This window comes from Psychrobacillus sp. NEAU-3TGS (genome assembly GCF_029955155.1).
Taxonomy (GTDB): Bacteria; Bacillota; Bacilli; order Bacillales_A; family Planococcaceae; genus Psychrobacillus.
The window spans coordinates 805,690-821,682 of record NZ_JAPNOZ010000012.1 but is presented as its reverse complement, the minus strand read 5'-3'; the positions used below and the strand labels follow the sequence as shown (position 1 = coordinate 821,682).

Below are 15,993 nucleotides of genomic sequence, written 5' to 3'. Positions count from 1 at the left end.
AATGGCATTTCTAAACTAAAGCAAATGATCCGACTGCGAATGATTTGGTTAATAACGATTATTCTGTTTGTGATGGTTGGAGCTAAATTAATACAGCTACAATTTTTTCAATTTGATGAATTGACGTCAAAAGCAAAAGAGAGCTGGGATCGAGAACTTCCTTATTCATCACTGCGAGGGAATATATTGGATAGAAATGGAGAAGTCATTGTAGGTAATAAGCTTGCTCCGACGTTATTTTACATGCCTTCTCAAAACAAAGATCCAGAACAAGTAGCAGATCAAATCGCACCGCTTATTGAAATGGATAAAGAAAAGCTGTTGGAACAAATAAATAAAAGAGAGAGTATCATAAAAATTGCACCAGCAGGTAAAAATATTTCTACTGAACTAGCGATGGAAATACAAGATAAGAATATTAAAGGTTTATATTCAGGCGTCGACTACATAAGAGACTATCCACATGGAGAGATGCTATCTAGATTGCTAGGCTTTACCGGTTATGATACACAAGGACTTGCAGGAATTGAATATCAATACGATGCTGTTTTAACAGGAAAAGAATCGGCCATTCGGATGTATACGGATGCAAAAGGAATTCCACTACCGCATGTGGACGACGGTTGGAAGAATGGTACGAAAGGTAATCATGTACAGCTAACGATTGATATGAACATACAACAAGTAGTTGAAAGAGAACTTTCTCAAGCGATGAAGCAGTATGATGCGACGCAAGCTATTGGTATAGCGATGAATCCTAAAACAGGAGAGATACTCGCACTTGCTTCTGCTCCAAACTTTGATCCTGCTAATTATCAGGATGTGGATTCTACTATTTATAATCGTAATTTACCAGTATGGATGACATTTGAACCCGGCTCTACATTTAAGATAATTACACTGAGTGCTGCACTCGAAGAAAATGTAGTAGATTTAGAGAATGATCATTTTTTTGATCCAGGATACGTAATGGTAGAAGGTACTAGGCTGCGTTGTTGGAAAAGGCAAGGGCATGGGGATGAAACTTTCTTAGAAGTCGTTCAAGACTCCTGTAACCCAGGTTTTATCGAACTAGGCAGAAGAGTTGGTCCTGAAAAGCTCCAAGAGTATATTCGAAATTTTGGTTTTGGAAAATCGACAGAATCAGGCATGGCTGGAGAATCGACGGGCATTCTATTTAGTAAAGATCGTTACGGTCCTGTTGAACATGCGACTACATCATTCGGTCAAGGTATTTCCGTAACACCGATTCAACAAGTGCAGGCGGTTGCTGCAGCGGTAAATGGTGGTTATTTGTATAAACCGTATATTGTAAAAAATGTGCTAGACGGTGAAACAAACGATATTTTATCGACTACCGAGCCAGAGATGAAAAAACAAGTAATCAGCGAAGAAACTTCTGCAAAAGTTCGAGATGCGCTAGAACATGTTGTAGCGTTAGGATCGGGAAGAAATGCTTATAGAGATGGTTTACGAATTGGCGGAAAAACTGGAACTGCCCAAAAGGTTATAAACGGTAGATACGCAGAAGGGGAATATATCGTATCTTTTATAGGTTTTGCACCGGCGGATAACCCAGAAATCGTTGTATACGTTGCAATTGATAATCCGAAGAGTTCTACGGTATTTGGGTCTACTATTGCAGCACCAATTGTTGGGCAAATCATCGAGGATTCATTGGAAGTTACCGGTGGTGGTAAACAATTAGAAAAAGAATACAGATGGGGAGACGTTGAACAAGTTCGCGTTCCAAACTTAGTAGGTATAAAGAAAAAAGAAGTAACGTCCTATATGTATCCATTTTCAATAGTTTGGCATGGTGAGGGAGATGAAATACTTACCCAGTTACCAAAAGAAGATAGTCTCATACCTATTGATGGAACGATACATGTATATACGAAATAACCAATTTTAAAAATAAATAACTATGGAACATTCAGCTATAGTTGATGGCAATTAAGGAGATTTTTTCATGACATTATCTGCAACGATTATTACACTATTTGTTAGTTTTCTTTTATCGGTCATTCTTGCACCAATTGTAATTCCTTATTTAAGGAAGATGAAGTTTGGTCAAAGTATTAGAGAAGAAGGACCGGAATCGCATCACAAAAAAGCAGGAACGCCAACAATGGGAGGACTTATTTTTATCACTTCCATTATTGTCTCTACGATAGGTCTTTCGTTTTACTTCGATAAGTTAACGACGCAATCGATCGTATTGCTCATCATTTTAGTTGGATTTGGGGCTATTGGATTTTTGGATGATTTTATCAAAGTTGTATTAAAAAGAAATCTTGGACTAACGTCAATTCAGAAGCTGATTGGCCAAATTGTTATATCCATTATTGCTTATTTTTTATTAAAATTAGGTCCTTTTGATACCACTCTTGCCATTCCATTTACGAATGTTGATTTCTCACTTGGTCAATTTTATGTAGCATTTCTAATATTCTGGTTAGTAGGATTTTCAAATGCAGTGAATTTGTCAGATGGTTTAGACGGTCTAGTGTCCGGAACTGCTTCTGTTGCTTTTGTAACATTTGCTGTGCTAGCACTTACTTTTGAACAGACAGACATAGCTATTTTCGCTTTTAGCGTGGCTGGGGCTCTATTAGGATTTCTATTATTCAATAAGAATCCGGCAAAAGTATTTATGGGTGATACTGGATCGCTGGCATTAGGTGGTTCGCTTGCAATGGTATCTATTTTAGTCAAGCAAGAGCTAATGTTACTAATCATTGGTATCGTTTTTGTAGTAGAGACTTTGTCCGTTATTTTACAAGTAATTAGTTTTAAAACAACTGGAAAGCGTATTTTTAAAATGAGTCCGATTCACCATCATTTTGAACTTTCTGGTTGGAATGAGCGCAAAATTGTAACTGTATTTTGGGCAGTTGGTTTTGTTGCCGCTATGATTGTTGTATTGATGGAGGTTTTATAAAGTGAAACAGTTACCAATTGTCTATCATAAAAAAATATTAGTATTAGGTTTGGCTAAAAGTGGTACGGCTGCGGCCGAAATTTTGCATGATTTAGGTGCCTTTGTAACAGTCAATGATGCAAAACCTTTCGATGAAAACGAAAATGCCCAGTATTTACTTTCTAAAGGCTTAACAGTTATATGTGGGAGCCATCCAGAGGATCTTTTAGACGAGGGATTCAGTCTTATAGTAAAGAACCCTGGTATTCCTTATACAAACTCCGTTATTGCGGAGGCAAAAAGAAGAGGCATACCGGTTTGGACAGAAGTGGAGCTTGCCTATCGTATAAGTGATGCACCGATGATTGGGATTACAGGATCGAATGGTAAAACAACCACGACTACACTTATCTTTGAGATACTTAAACAAGGACAAAAACAACCATTGATCGCTGGTAATATTGGAACCGTTGCTAGTAGTGTCGCAAAAGAAGCTTCCAAAGAAAATACGATCGTAACAGAGCTTTCATCATTTCAGCTAATGGGAACTGAACAATTGAAACCGAAAATTTCTATTTTGATGAACTTATATGAAGCACATTTAGATTACCATTCGGATTTCAAGGAATATACAGATGCAAAATTTAATATTACGAAAAAACAAGATGCATCTGACTGGTTTATTTACAACGGTGAGCAAGAGATCGTGAAGGAATATGCCGGGAAGAGTAAGGCGATGAAAGTCCCGTTTTATGTTAGCCATAAGACGAAAGATGGTATAAGCGCGGACGATCAGTTCGTCTATTGGAATGGCGAAAAAGTATTTGAAAGATCTATCATTGCACTTCGAGGCAAACATAATTTAGAAAATGTCTTAGCAGCAACTGCTACAGCACTTATTATGGATTGTTCTATTGAAGATATTAAGGCTGTTCTTTCTACTTTTCACGGCGTAAAACATCGCACGCAATTTATTCGAGAATGGAATAACAGAAAATTTTACAATGATTCTAAGGCGACGAATGCATTGGCAACTAAAAGTGCATTGGAAGGTTTTTCAGAACCGATAATTTTACTCGCGGGTGGTGTGGATAGAGGCCATTCTTTTGATGAGTTAATTCCTTATTTACATCATGTAAAAGCATTGATCCATTACGGGGAAACTGCAGAACGTTTGCAAAAGTTCGGAGAAGAGCAATCTATTCCGACGGTTATTCGCGTAAATAATTTAGTGGAAGCTATTGATGAAGGTATTAAACTATCAGATGCAGGAGATGTCGTATTATTATCACCTGCTTGTGCAAGCTGGGATCAATACGCAAGCTTTGAGTTACGTGGCGATGAGTTTATTGAAAAAGTTATTTCTTTGAAAGAGTAACGAAAGGATGAAATAATCGGAAGTTAAAAGTAAAGTATTATTTGTTTCCTCCGTCCTATTTTTATCAGTTATTGGTATTCTATTTGTCCATTCTGCTGGTTCTTACTGGAGTGAAGTCCATTATAAAGGGCAAATGCCATTTGCCATTAAACAAGCGACTTATTTAATCGTAGGTATTGCTGTAGCTTTTTTTATCCGAAATAAAAGCATTATCCGTATTCCTACATTTTGGCAAATTTTATATTTAATTTCTATCGTATTATTAATAGGGGTATTAATTCCTGGAATAGGTGTAGTTAGAAATGGTTCTCAAAGTTGGATTCCATTAGGATTTATGAATTTTCAGCCAGCAGAACTTGCTAAAATTTCTGTATTAGGTGTATTAGCGGGTGCTTTGGCTAATGATAAGAAGCCGAAAAAAGTAGTGTATTTTCAAAGTGCTATTTTACTGCTAATACCAATTAGTTTAATCATGCTTCAACCGGATTTTGGATCTGCATTTGTGTTAGTGATGGCGGTATTCTTTTTACTGTTCGCCGCTGGTCTGTCTATCAAGTTTTTCTTGGCAATTGGTGGAGTTGGTATCATTGGTTTCATAGCATTGATCATTTCTGCACCATATAGACTTGTCCGAATTCAAGCTTTTCTAGATCCATGGAAGGATCCTTTAGGTTCTGGGTTCCAGGCGATTCAATCGTTACTTGCTATAGGGCCAGCTGGATTGTTTGGATTTGGATACGGTAATAGTAGACAAAAGTTTTTATACTTACCAGAACCTCAAAATGATTTTATCTTTTCTATTTTGTTAGAAGAGACAGGTTTTATAGGTGGGTTAATCGTTATCATTGCTTTTCTAACTTTTTTTACGACAAGCTTTATGATGGCCGCTAAATCCAAAACGAGAGAAGCACAGTTAATGATTATCGCATTCACTTCTTTGTTAACTGTTCAAACGTTTTTGAATATGGGAGTTGTGACAGGGCTGCTTCCTGTAACGGGTGTGACTTTACCGTTTATAAGCTATGGTGGTTCCTCTCTTGTCATGACTTGGATTATTATCGGGATTATATTCAATCTAGCAAATACATCTATACAAGAAGGGAGGCGGTAGAATGGAAAAAATCATCGATATTGAAGATCGTATACCCACTTTAAAAGAACGTAGGAGACGCAGGACAAACAAAAAGTTTTCCATTCTACTTTTTCTCTTTGTCACGACTCTCTTAATCGTTCTCTATTTTCAATCTGATTATAGTCAAGTACAGTCCATTGAGTTAAAAGGTGCTGTACTCGTTCCAAAAGAAACGTACATTAAACAAAGTACATTAAAATTGGGCGATTCAATGTGGGGTTTTAAAGAAAAGAATATTGAAAAAAACTTAGCACAAAATGAATGGATAAAATCTGCTCACGTAAAACGCAACTGGCTCACGGAAGTACATATCCAAGTGGAGGAATACAAACAAATTGGATACGAGGAAAAAGAAGGAGTACTTAGTATTATTTTAGAAAATGGCAAAGTGATTGATACAGGAGGACAAGTCTTACCTTTTGAAGGACCGATTTTTTCCGGATTTAAAGAAGAAAAAGTTCGTTTAAGGTTAATAAAAGAATTAGCTAACCTACAACCAGAAGTATTGCTAACTATTTCACAAATCATTTATACGCCAACAGAAAATGATAAATACTCGATACAAGTATTTATGAATGATGGCAATGAAATAAAAGCTATTATTCCATCCTTTGCCGAAAAGATGAATTATTATCCATCTATCGTATCGCAGTTAAATCCGGATGTAAAAGGCACTATTGACCTAGAGGTTGGCTCATTCTTTCAACCATATGTAGAATTGCACAATGAAGAAATCAACGAGGAGGCGACAGAGCTTGAAGAAGAGGAACAAACTCCTTAAAATACCTTCTCGTGGGCGAATACTTATCTCCTTAGTAAGTTTAGTTTTAGGCTTTATACTTGCCTATTCCTATAGTATTGCCGTAGAAAATGAATCGGAAAGAAATAGTACAAGCGAAAGTTTTTTAGAACAGACCAAATATAGAGAAGAATTAATTGAACAAAAAGAAAGAAATAAGGAACTCACAGAGGAAATAAATGAAAGTCAGCAAGCGATTCGTGAGTTGGAGCAAAAGTTTGCGAATAGTGAAGAAAGTGCAGAGGCATTAGTAAAAGAAGCAGAGAAGTTAAGATTATTAATGGGGGATATACCGTCACAAGGAAAGGGAATCGCGGTATCATTAGAAGATGGTGCATATAACCCGTCCCAAGAAAATCCAAATGATTATATTGTCCATGAGAGTCATGTGTTTAAAGTGGTAAACGAATTGAAAATTTCGGGAGCAGAAGCAATTTCTATTAATGGACAAAGACTTCGAGCAAATTCGTTTATTCGTTGTACAGGCCCTGTTATAACGATAGACGGAAAGACATTTCCAGCACCGTTTACAATCGAAGCAGTAGGAGATCCCGCAGTACTATTAGCATCTGTCCATCTAGGAGGTGGCGTCTTAGACCAGCTAACAAGTGATAATATTGTCGTGACGGTAGAAGAGAAAGGAAACATAACAATGCCTGCACTTCGGGACGAAAAAAGCTAACAAAATAAAGGAGGCCGAATAATGAAAAAAGCCGTCTATATTCGGTTTACAATCATTTTGTTAATAGTTGGTTTTATGTTAGCTGTTCAATATAATACCGTCAAAAATCCAGAAGCGAGAGACACGAGAGACATTTGGGCTATTCGTCAGGAGCTTGCTAGAGAAACTGAATTACATTCGGAGTTATTATCGGAAGTGCGCATGCTAGAACAAACAATTGGTAAATACGAAAATATGCGCAATGAAAGTCCAGAAATAGCTTTAAATGATACAGTGAACCAATTGAAAAAAGATATTGGACTAGAAGCGTTTAATGGCCCAGGGCTTACCATCACTGTGAAGCCATCCTTAGAAAGCATCGCAATGGGACAAGCGATTGAAGGAATTTCGCCCGATTTACTTATTCGATTGATCAATGAGATTAATCGGTTTAAAGCAAAAGCCGTAGAAATTGACGGAAAACGCATGATTTATTCGTCAGCAATAAGAGATGTAAATGGGAAAACAACTGTAAACAACTTAGCAATAAAAAATGCCCCTTTTACAATCAAAATTGGTACCTCAACATTTGAAGATGCTAAAAAAATGTATAATCAATTAGAGGCTTCGGCTATTGGTGATGACTTTTATATCGATAATCTAACGCTAGAAATCGGTGATCCAGAAAACCAACTTACTATTTCTGGTTATGACCAATCCGTAAACAATCAATTCTTAAAAGAGATTCCAGGAGGAGAGTAACGCATGTGGCTGCCATTATTAGGTTTAATACTCGGGATTTCCCTTGGACTTTTAACAGATATCCAAATTCCAGAAATATATGAAAGCTATTTGTCTATTGCGGTACTAGCGGCTCTAGATACGCTTTTTGGAGGTATTAGGGCTCAATTACAGCATGTATATGACGATAAGGTATTTGTAACGGGATTTTTCTTCAATATAGGACTTGCAGCAGCGCTTGCGTTTTTAGGAGTTCATCTTGGAGTCGATTTATATTTGGCTGCTATTTTTGCGTTTGGCGTTCGTCTGTTTCAAAATATAGCAGTGATTCGTCGAATGCTATTGACAAAATGGTCAGAAAGAAAAAATGCATGAGCAATATGTACGAAAAATTTGAATATTAAACTCGAAGAACTATAAAGTTTTAGACTTTATAAGGTTTTTACACTAGAATAATAGTTAAAGAGCAAATAGGAGGTGCCACGGGTTGAATCAATCAGAATTGTATGTATCACTAGATATCGGGTCGTCTTCGATTAAAGTTTTAATAGGAGAAATGAATGATGACTCGCTGCATGTTATAGGTGTAGGTAATGTAAAATCAAATGGGATTCGAAAGGGCACCATTGTCGATATAGACGCAACTGTTCAGTCTATTAAAAAAGCAATTAGTGAAGCGGAAAGAATGATTGGAATGGCTATCCATGAAATCGTTCTAGGAATTCCAGCAAATTTAGCAAATATACAAAACGTTAAAGGCGTAGTAGCTGTAAATAGAGAAGATAGAGAAATTACTGATGGGGATTTGGAACGTGTCATTGAATCTGCTCAAGTAATGTCTATCCCGCCAGAAAGAGAACTAATCAATATTGCACCAAAGCAATTTATTGTGGATCATCTAGAAGAAATAAAAGACCCACGCGGTATGATCGGAACTCGCCTCGAGCTAGACGGTATTATGATGACAACATCGAAAACAATTTTACATAATGTGTTGCGGTGTGTGGAAAAAGCCGGCCTGCAAATTAGAGAGATATATTTGCAACCACTTGCAGCTGGTCATTTTGCTTTAACAGAAGATGAAAAAAATCATGGTACTGCCTATATTGATATTGGTGGTGGGTCAACTACAATTGCCATTTTCAGTGAAGGACATTTAATCAATACTTCTGTGATACCTGTAGGTGGGGAGCATATTACAAAAGACCTTTCAATTGTTTTAAAAACACCGACGGAACAAGCAGAAATGATTAAATTAAAATATGGACATGCTTTTTACGATGATGCTTCCGACGATGAACTGTTTGAAGTTCCAGTAATTGGAGCCGATATGAAAGAGCAATATTCTCAGCGGTATATTGCAGAAATCATCGGTGTTCGTCTAGAAGAATTATTCGAATTGGTGTTAGAAGAGTTTTATAGAATGGGTCTCCAAGACCTACCTGGTGGTGTAGTAATAACTGGGGGCGTTTCTAAATTGGATGGAATAGGTCAATTAGCGAGACATATTCTACAAACAAGAGTGAGATTGTATACGCCAGATTATATTGGAGTACGCGAACCTCAATATACAACTGCTGTTGGTCTTATAAGATATGCCTATAAAGAAGATCTTTTCTATGGTAAAATTGGTAATAGCCAAGCATTAGCACAAATGGCTAGTAGTGAAGCAGTTTCAATTCCTAAAAAACAAAAACAAACTGTTCAAAATTCGACAAATGATAACAAAGAAAGCGCAATGTCAAAAGCGAAGAAATTTTTCGACAAATTTTTTGAATAACAAAACCTTTATCATAGCTGAGAGAATATAGGAGGCAATAGCATGTTAGAATTTGAAACAAACGAAGATCAATTAGCCGTTATTAAAGTTATTGGAGTAGGTGGCGGCGGTAATAACGCGGTTAATCGAATGATTGAGCATGGAGTTCAAGGAGTAGACTTTATCGCTGTTAATACGGATGCACAAGCTTTAAAAATGTCAGAAGCCGAAGTGAAATTACAAATCGGTGGTAAGCTTACTCGTGGGTTAGGAGCAGGTGCAAATCCAGAGGTCGGTAAAAAAGCCGCAGAAGAAAGCAAGGAACTAATTGAAGAAGCACTAAAAGGCGCAGACATGGTATTCGTTACAGCTGGAATGGGTGGAGGTACTGGTACTGGTGCTGCTCCTGTAATCGCTCAAATTGCACGTGATTTAGGTGCATTAACTGTTGGTGTAGTAACACGTCCATTTACTTTTGAAGGCCGTAAGCGTTCTACTCAAGCGGTTGGTGGTATCAGCATGATGAAGGAAGCGGTAGATACTTTAATCGTTATTCCAAATGACCGCTTATTAGAAATCGTAGATAAAAATACGCCAATGCTTGAAGCTTTTAGAGAAGCAGATAATGTACTACGCCAAGGGGTTCAAGGTATATCCGATTTAATCGCTGTACCAGGACTTATCAACTTGGACTTTGCGGATGTGAAAACAATTATGTCCGATAAAGGTGCAGCACTTATGGGTATTGGTATTTCCTCAGGTGAAAACCGTGCGGCGGAAGCAGCGAAAAAAGCAATTTCCAGCCCATTACTTGAAACATCAATTGATGGTGCAACTGGAGTGCTGATGAATATTACAGGTGGATCTAACCTAAGTTTATTCGAAGTACAGGAAGCAGCTGATATCGTAGCATCAGCTTCGGATGAAGAAGTAAATATGATCTTCGGTTCGGTTATAAATGATAACCTGAAGGATGAAATTGTTGTTACGGTAATTGCGACTGGCTTCAACGAAGAACTAATTATGCAAAAACAGCCAAGAAGCTCAGGTTTTGGTGGAAGTAGAACACAACAAGCTGCTCCAACTCCTCCAATTCGTGAACAACGTAAAGAAGAAATACAACAACCAATGCAACATGAACGTCAAGAACGTCAAGTGTCTAACCATCCACAAGAGGATGCACTAGATATCCCAACATTCTTAAGAAACCGTCAACGTCGCTAATTATTAGTTACAGATGAAGCTATCTCCAAATTCGATTTGGAGATAGTTTTTTTAGTATGTAAATTTTTCAATTCAAACAGGGTCGAGATTGTTCCTTTGAAGAGTAGTATACGGAAACTGCGTCGTAAAGAGATACGGCAAAGTCAATTGATTTCCGCTCCAGGCGGACGCTTACCGCGGGGCGGGCGGTGAGCCTCCTCGTCGCACGCTCCTGCGGGGTCTCACCTGTCCCGCTGATCCCGCAGGTGTCGCCGCCTTGCGCTTCAATCAATAGAACTTGCTGACTAATCCATAATTCATTGCAAAAAGCTATTTAATTTATTTACAACTGTCAAGCAGTTTCTTACTTTAGAATCATTTTATGTACAGTATAAGTTATTGGAAAGGTTGCTATTAGCCATTCAAGCAATGGCAGCTCCCAATAAGTGATAAAAATGACTAGAGAGTATATCTTATTCCATTAATCAAAGGTTTTCACCCATAGAAAATGCAACATAGTACTAAATTTAGTGTCTCATTATGGAGTAAATAGCAAACTCTATTGAATTGTAGCGAAGGGGTGGCGACTCCGGCGGGAACAGTACGAGCTGAAAGCCCCGCAGGAAAGACATTGGTCGAACTTTGTTTGAACAATGTCTTTGCGACGAGTAATCGCAGGAGCATTTGTTTTCGGAGCTCCGAGGAGATTGAAGCCGTGCCCGCGGAAAGCGTCCACCCTGTAGCGGAAATTCCAGTGGACACATCATTCAACTCACTACGTCGCAGTTTCCCTATACTGCGCACTCCCCTGAAAATAGATACTTTTTATTATGGTTTTTTGTCGTTAAAAAAGAAGCTTTTCGACCGTTCTTTTGACAAAGTTTTTATAAATGACATGGTACCATTTAGTAAAAAAGGAGGGAGAATCATGTACGCGGAAGTCATGATCGCAACGAATACTTTTTTCAACTATACCGTGTTAGCATTTGCGAACAAAATTGGTTGGATTGAAAACCAAAAAAGATATTTATTCCTTTCAGCTTTTGTTGCTGGAGTGATTACAGTCATCTTCTCTCATCACGTAAGTACAATATTTTTATCATTTTTTGTGATGATCGGCATCGCCTTTTGGAAGAAACGCACACAAATCGTTAAAGCGATTACACTCACATTACTTGCTAGCATTTTCGCTGGAGGCTTATTAACTGCAATAGCACCAATGTACAGCAAAAGTAACAGTGCTTTTATGATGGTGAATTTCGCATTAATCGCAATTGGTGGGCTTTATTTCTTAACAAAACATGTGCTACATCTCAACATATCAAATGCAGAAAGAGAGTTACTATATACATCGCATATAACTTTGTATGGCGAAACAAAGGAGCTAACTCTTTTTATTGACTCGGGAAATGTATGTAAAGAACCACTTTCAAATGATCCAGTACATTTCGTTGCATCAGAAGTGTTACAAGATGTGCTACCAAAAGAATTGTTTCAAGCTATTAGTGACTGGGAGTTTGAAAAAGATAAAGGACTTGACAAACTCTCCAAAGAATATGCTACCAAATTACGTTTAATACCAATATCTACAATACAAAAAGAGAAAACATGGGTCATTGGGATAAAGTACGAGGACTGGATAGTAAATGATCTGTCATTACCTAAAGGATATATTGTCATGACAAGAGTAAAAGATAAATTTCCACACGGTGCAGATGGAATTCTGCATAGTTCTTCCTATTTTCATTTAAAGAAAAGGAGTGTTAGATAATGCTGTTGAGATTACTAAGAAGATTATATTATTGGATAATATCATTTAGAAGAAGTGGCGTACATTATATTGGAGGAAATGAGTCTCTTCCTAAGCCGCTCACAAGAGAAGAAGAACGTGAAATGCTTTTAGCTTTTATGGAGGGAGACGAGCATGCAAGAGACGTACTTATAGAACGAAATTTAAGGCTTGTCGTGTATATTGCCAGAAGGTTTGATCAAACGAACACGAATATAGAAGATCTTATTAGTATTGGCTCAATTGGACTTATTAAAGCGGTGGAAACATTTAATCTGGATAAAGGGATTAAACTTGCTACATATGCATCCAGATGTATTGAAAATGAAATTTTAATGCATTTAAGAAAAACGAATCGAATGAAATCAGAAGTTTCTTTCGATGAACCGTTAAACTCTGATTCTGATGGCAATGAATTGCTTTTATCCGATATATTAGGAACTAGTGAGGATTTGATTATTGAAGATGTAGAAAAAAAGCTAGAGCGACAACATGTGTTTGAAGCGATTAATCTACTTGGAAATAGGGAAAAGTATATAATGCAATGTCGTTTTGGTTTGAATGGAAAAGAAGAAATGACACAAAAAGAAGTTGCGGATCATTTGGGTATTTCACAGTCTTATATATCTCGCTTAGAAAAGAAAATAATATTAGATTTAAAAGAGCTGCTAAACGAACCAATTGCTTAATGGTTGAAATTGGATTTGGCGTCTCGGAATAATCTTCACTCCTCAGGACAAACTGATTAAGAACCAATTAAAAAGTCCGGAGGAAGATCTATGACGAGAACAAAAGTAGAATTATGCGGCATTGATACATCTAAGCTTCCTTTACTTAAGCATGAAGAAATGAAAGAATTGTTTATCAGGTTACAAGCAGGTGAAGAGTCGGTTAAGGAAGAACTAGTTATGTGTAATTTAAGGCTAGTACTAAGTCTTGTTCAACGTTTTGCCTACCGCGGAGAACAAGCAGATGATCTGTTCCAGGTTGGATGTATTGGACTCATTAAGTCAATTGAAAACTTTGACTTAAAGCATAACGTTCGTTTTTCCACGTATGCGGTTCCGATGATTATTGGAGAAATTAAAAGACATTTACGCGATCATCACTCTGTACGCGTTTCTAGATCGTTACGAGATATTGCCTACAAAGCGATGAAAGCAAAAGAACAATATATAAATGAACATTTACAAGAACCAACACTGGATGATCTATCGAAAATATTAGAAATACCAGTGGAAGATATATTACTTTCCTTGGATGCTATTCAAGATCCAGTTTCTCTCCAGGAACCTATTTTTAGTGACGGAGGAGACGCTATATATATGATGGACCAATTGTGTGATAATGATGTATCCGAAGAACAATGGGTAACCTATTTTACGGTAAAAGAAAGTTTCCAAAATCTCGATGCAAGACAGAAAAAAATATTAACGAAAAGAATTTACTACGGGGCTACACAAACGGAAATTGCTACAGACTTAGGATTATCCCAAGCACAAATTTCCCGCTTAGAAAAAAGTGCATTGTCTACGATACAAAGCCATTTGAATCCAAAATGAATATATGTTGAAAAATTTTCAACGATAAATAGGCGAAACGCTTTTTCTGCATAGAAGAAGCGTTTTTTTTCGATTTCGTTCATACAATGTGGTAAAAGGAGGTTGACGATGAAATTTTCAGATGCGCAACAAAAAGAAGTAATTGAAGCGAGTAGTGGGCAATTATTAGGATTTATAGTCGATGCGGAAATTGATAAAGAGAGCGGTTATATTACTTCATTTATCGTAGAAACAAATGGATCTTATCCAGCATTCTTTAACAAAAAAAGAGAAACTAAAAAAATTGCAGTTCAAAATATAGCTATTATTGGTAAAGATGTAATAATTGTTTCGAGAAACATAGAATAGGGCATGTTTCATCATTGATAAATCAGTGTTTCATTGATACAATAAACAAAAACAAATGATGAAAAGTTGGTTTTCATATGACAAACGTACAGCAAAATTTAAAACAAATAAAACAACAAATTCAAGAAGCATGTAACCGTTCTGAACGAAAAGTAGAGGATGTAACGATTATTGCAGTGACGAAAGAAGTTTCCGTGGGTCGTACAAAAGAAGTAATCGCTACCGGCATAACCCATTTGGGGGAAAATAGACCGGATGGATTAAAGAACAAATTAGATGCCATTTCAGACAATGTCAAATGGCATTACATAGGAACGCTGCAAACGAGAAAAGTAAAGTCAGTCATCAATGAAGTGGATTATTTACATTCACTTGACCGCATCAGTTTAGCAGATGAAATTGAAAAAAGAGCAACTTCAAAGATAGATTGTTTTGTACAAGTAAATGTTTCGGAAGAAGAATCTAAACATGGTCTTTCTATCTTAGAAGCAGAGGATTTTATAAGTGAATTAGAAAATTACTCCCGTATTCGTGTCGTTGGATTGATGACAATGGCTCCCAATACAGACGATCATTCCGTTATCCGTAATGTCTTTCGTCAGCTAAAAGCTCTACAAGAAAAAATTGCAGAAAAACAGTTAATTCATGCACCTTGTACGGAGCTATCCATGGGAATGTCCGGAGACTATGAAATTGCAATTGAGGAAGGTGCTACATTTGTTAGAATCGGAACAGCATTAGTAGGTAAAGAGAGGGAGGAAATTAAATGAGCATGAAAAACTGGATGAAAAATTTCTTCTACTTAGATGAAGAGGAAGAAACTTCAGTAGCACAGCAACCAAAACCTCAGCAACAACCAGTAGAAAGTCAAATGCGACAACAACCGGTTAAGTCCCCTGTGAAAGAGCGTAAATTTAATACGACACCTAAAGAAATGCCTGTACCAAATTTAGTCAGCATCCAAAATGTGCAAAAGTCTTCTAAAGTAATTTTGATTGAGCCACGTGTATATGCAGAAGCTCAAGATATTTCCGAACACTTAAAAAATAAAAAAGCAGTCATTGTAAATTTACAACGAATTGACAAAGACCAAGGAATCAGAATCATCGACTTTTTGAGTGGAACCGTGTACGCTTTAGGTGGAGACATCCAACGAGTCGGTACTGATATTTTCCTTTGTGCCCCAGATTCTGTAGAAGTAGCAGGAGCCATTTCGGATTATTATTATAACGATTTAGATTAATAGAGGAGCATTCTAAAATATGATTTTATTTTTAAACTTGTTAAATCAAGCGGTGACAATATATACGTATGCATTGATCATCTATATATTAATGTCATGGGTGCCGAGTATCCAACAATCTGCTGTCGGAAGGTTTTTAGGAAGAATTTGCGATCCATATTTAGATATATTCCGTAAAATCATTCCTCCAATAGGTATGATTGATATCTCTCCAATTGTTGCTATCTTTGCTTTAAGGCTTGCAATGAGTGGGGTAGCGTATCTTCTTCTAGCATTCATTTAAACCTCACATTCGTGGGGTTTTTGTCATTTCTGAAAGAAGACAAGACCCTCTCCCAAAAACGATTGTACAGATGGACAAGTATCAACGGTCAGCGGACTTGTCCTTCAATAAAACAAATGTATGAAAATGTTACAATCATGGAAAACTACTAATAACAACCTTAACTCGGAAA

16 protein-coding genes and 1 pseudogene are annotated in these 15,993 nt (G+C 37.0%); all 17 read left to right on the top strand.

Translation table 11 applies throughout. The features are described 5' to 3' along the window. Positions 1-39: 39 nt before the first annotated feature. Positions 40-1,905, top strand: coding sequence for a penicillin-binding transpeptidase domain-containing protein (locus tag OR571_RS20425; RefSeq protein WP_282245589.1), 1,866 nt, complete (start codon positions 40-42; stop codon positions 1,903-1,905). 67 nt (positions 1,906-1,972) lie between these two features. Beyond that, on the top strand, positions 1,973-2,944 hold the full coding sequence (gene mraY / locus OR571_RS20420) for a phospho-N-acetylmuramoyl-pentapeptide-transferase (RefSeq protein WP_282245587.1): 972 nt from the start codon (positions 1,973-1,975) through the stop codon (positions 2,942-2,944). A gap of 1 nt (position 2,945) precedes the next feature. Continuing rightward, a complete protein-coding gene (gene murD, locus OR571_RS20415) occupies positions 2,946-4,301 on the top strand; it encodes a UDP-N-acetylmuramoyl-L-alanine--D-glutamate ligase (RefSeq protein ID WP_282245585.1) in 1,356 nt (451 codons plus the stop codon). A 58-nt stretch (positions 4,302-4,359) separates the two neighbouring features. Then, positions 4,360-5,412 (top strand): annotated as a pseudogene (locus OR571_RS20410) (FtsW/RodA/SpoVE family cell cycle protein); the annotation flags it as partial. Between the two features lies 1 nt (position 5,413). Continuing rightward, complete coding sequence (locus OR571_RS20405) at positions 5,414-6,214, top strand: cell division protein FtsQ/DivIB (protein WP_282245583.1); 801 nt, start codon at positions 5,414-5,416, stop codon at positions 6,212-6,214. Further along, positions 6,189-6,914, top strand: a complete 726-nt coding sequence (locus OR571_RS20400; protein ID WP_282245581.1) for a DUF881 domain-containing protein — start codon at positions 6,189-6,191, stop codon at positions 6,912-6,914. The genes OR571_RS20405 and OR571_RS20400 overlap by 26 nt, the downstream gene beginning before the upstream one ends. 21 nt (positions 6,915-6,935) lie before the next feature. Next, entirely contained in the window at positions 6,936-7,655 is a 720-nt protein-coding gene (locus OR571_RS20395; protein WP_282245579.1) for a DUF881 domain-containing protein, read from the top strand. 3 nt (positions 7,656-7,658) lie between these two features. Further along, positions 7,659-8,009, top strand: coding sequence for a small basic family protein (locus OR571_RS20390; RefSeq protein ID WP_282245577.1), 351 nt, complete (start codon positions 7,659-7,661; stop codon positions 8,007-8,009). A 112-nt stretch (positions 8,010-8,121) separates the two neighbouring features. Continuing rightward, positions 8,122-9,414: a cell division protein FtsA gene (ftsA, locus tag OR571_RS20385; RefSeq protein WP_282245575.1), complete on the top strand. Its 1,293-nt coding sequence runs from the start codon at positions 8,122-8,124 to the stop codon at positions 9,412-9,414. Positions 9,415-9,456: 42 nt separating this feature from the next. Beyond that, on the top strand, positions 9,457-10,617 hold the full coding sequence (gene ftsZ / locus OR571_RS20380) for a cell division protein FtsZ (RefSeq protein ID WP_282245573.1): 1,161 nt from the start codon (positions 9,457-9,459) through the stop codon (positions 10,615-10,617). 907 nt (positions 10,618-11,524) lie between these two features. Continuing rightward, positions 11,525-12,367 (top strand): sigma-E processing peptidase SpoIIGA, encoded by an 843-nt coding sequence (locus OR571_RS20375; RefSeq protein WP_282245572.1) that lies wholly within the window; start codon positions 11,525-11,527, stop codon positions 12,365-12,367. Next, positions 12,367-13,074: an RNA polymerase sporulation sigma factor SigE gene (gene sigE / locus OR571_RS20370; protein ID WP_282245571.1), complete on the top strand. Its 708-nt coding sequence runs from the start codon at positions 12,367-12,369 to the stop codon at positions 13,072-13,074. Before OR571_RS20375 ends, sigE begins: the two co-directional genes overlap by 1 nt. A gap of 90 nt (positions 13,075-13,164) precedes the next feature. Then, positions 13,165-13,947, top strand: a complete 783-nt coding sequence (gene sigG / locus OR571_RS20365; protein WP_142537658.1) for an RNA polymerase sporulation sigma factor SigG — start codon at positions 13,165-13,167, stop codon at positions 13,945-13,947. A 108-nt stretch (positions 13,948-14,055) separates the two neighbouring features. Beyond that, positions 14,056-14,295, top strand: a complete 240-nt coding sequence (locus tag OR571_RS20360; RefSeq protein ID WP_142537659.1) for a YlmC/YmxH family sporulation protein — start codon at positions 14,056-14,058, stop codon at positions 14,293-14,295. Between the two features lie 77 nt (positions 14,296-14,372). Then, positions 14,373-15,065, top strand: coding sequence for a YggS family pyridoxal phosphate-dependent enzyme (locus tag OR571_RS20355; RefSeq protein WP_282245569.1), 693 nt, complete (start codon positions 14,373-14,375; stop codon positions 15,063-15,065). Then, positions 15,062-15,538 carry a cell division protein SepF gene (locus OR571_RS20350; RefSeq protein WP_282245567.1) on the top strand — a complete coding sequence of 159 codons (477 nt, stop codon included), beginning with the start codon at positions 15,062-15,064 and terminating at the stop codon, positions 15,536-15,538. The genes OR571_RS20355 and OR571_RS20350 overlap by 4 nt, the downstream gene beginning before the upstream one ends. 19 nt (positions 15,539-15,557) lie before the next feature. After that, positions 15,558-15,821: a YggT family protein gene (locus OR571_RS20345; protein WP_282245565.1), complete on the top strand. Its 264-nt coding sequence runs from the start codon at positions 15,558-15,560 to the stop codon at positions 15,819-15,821. Positions 15,822-15,993 lie beyond the last annotated feature (172 nt).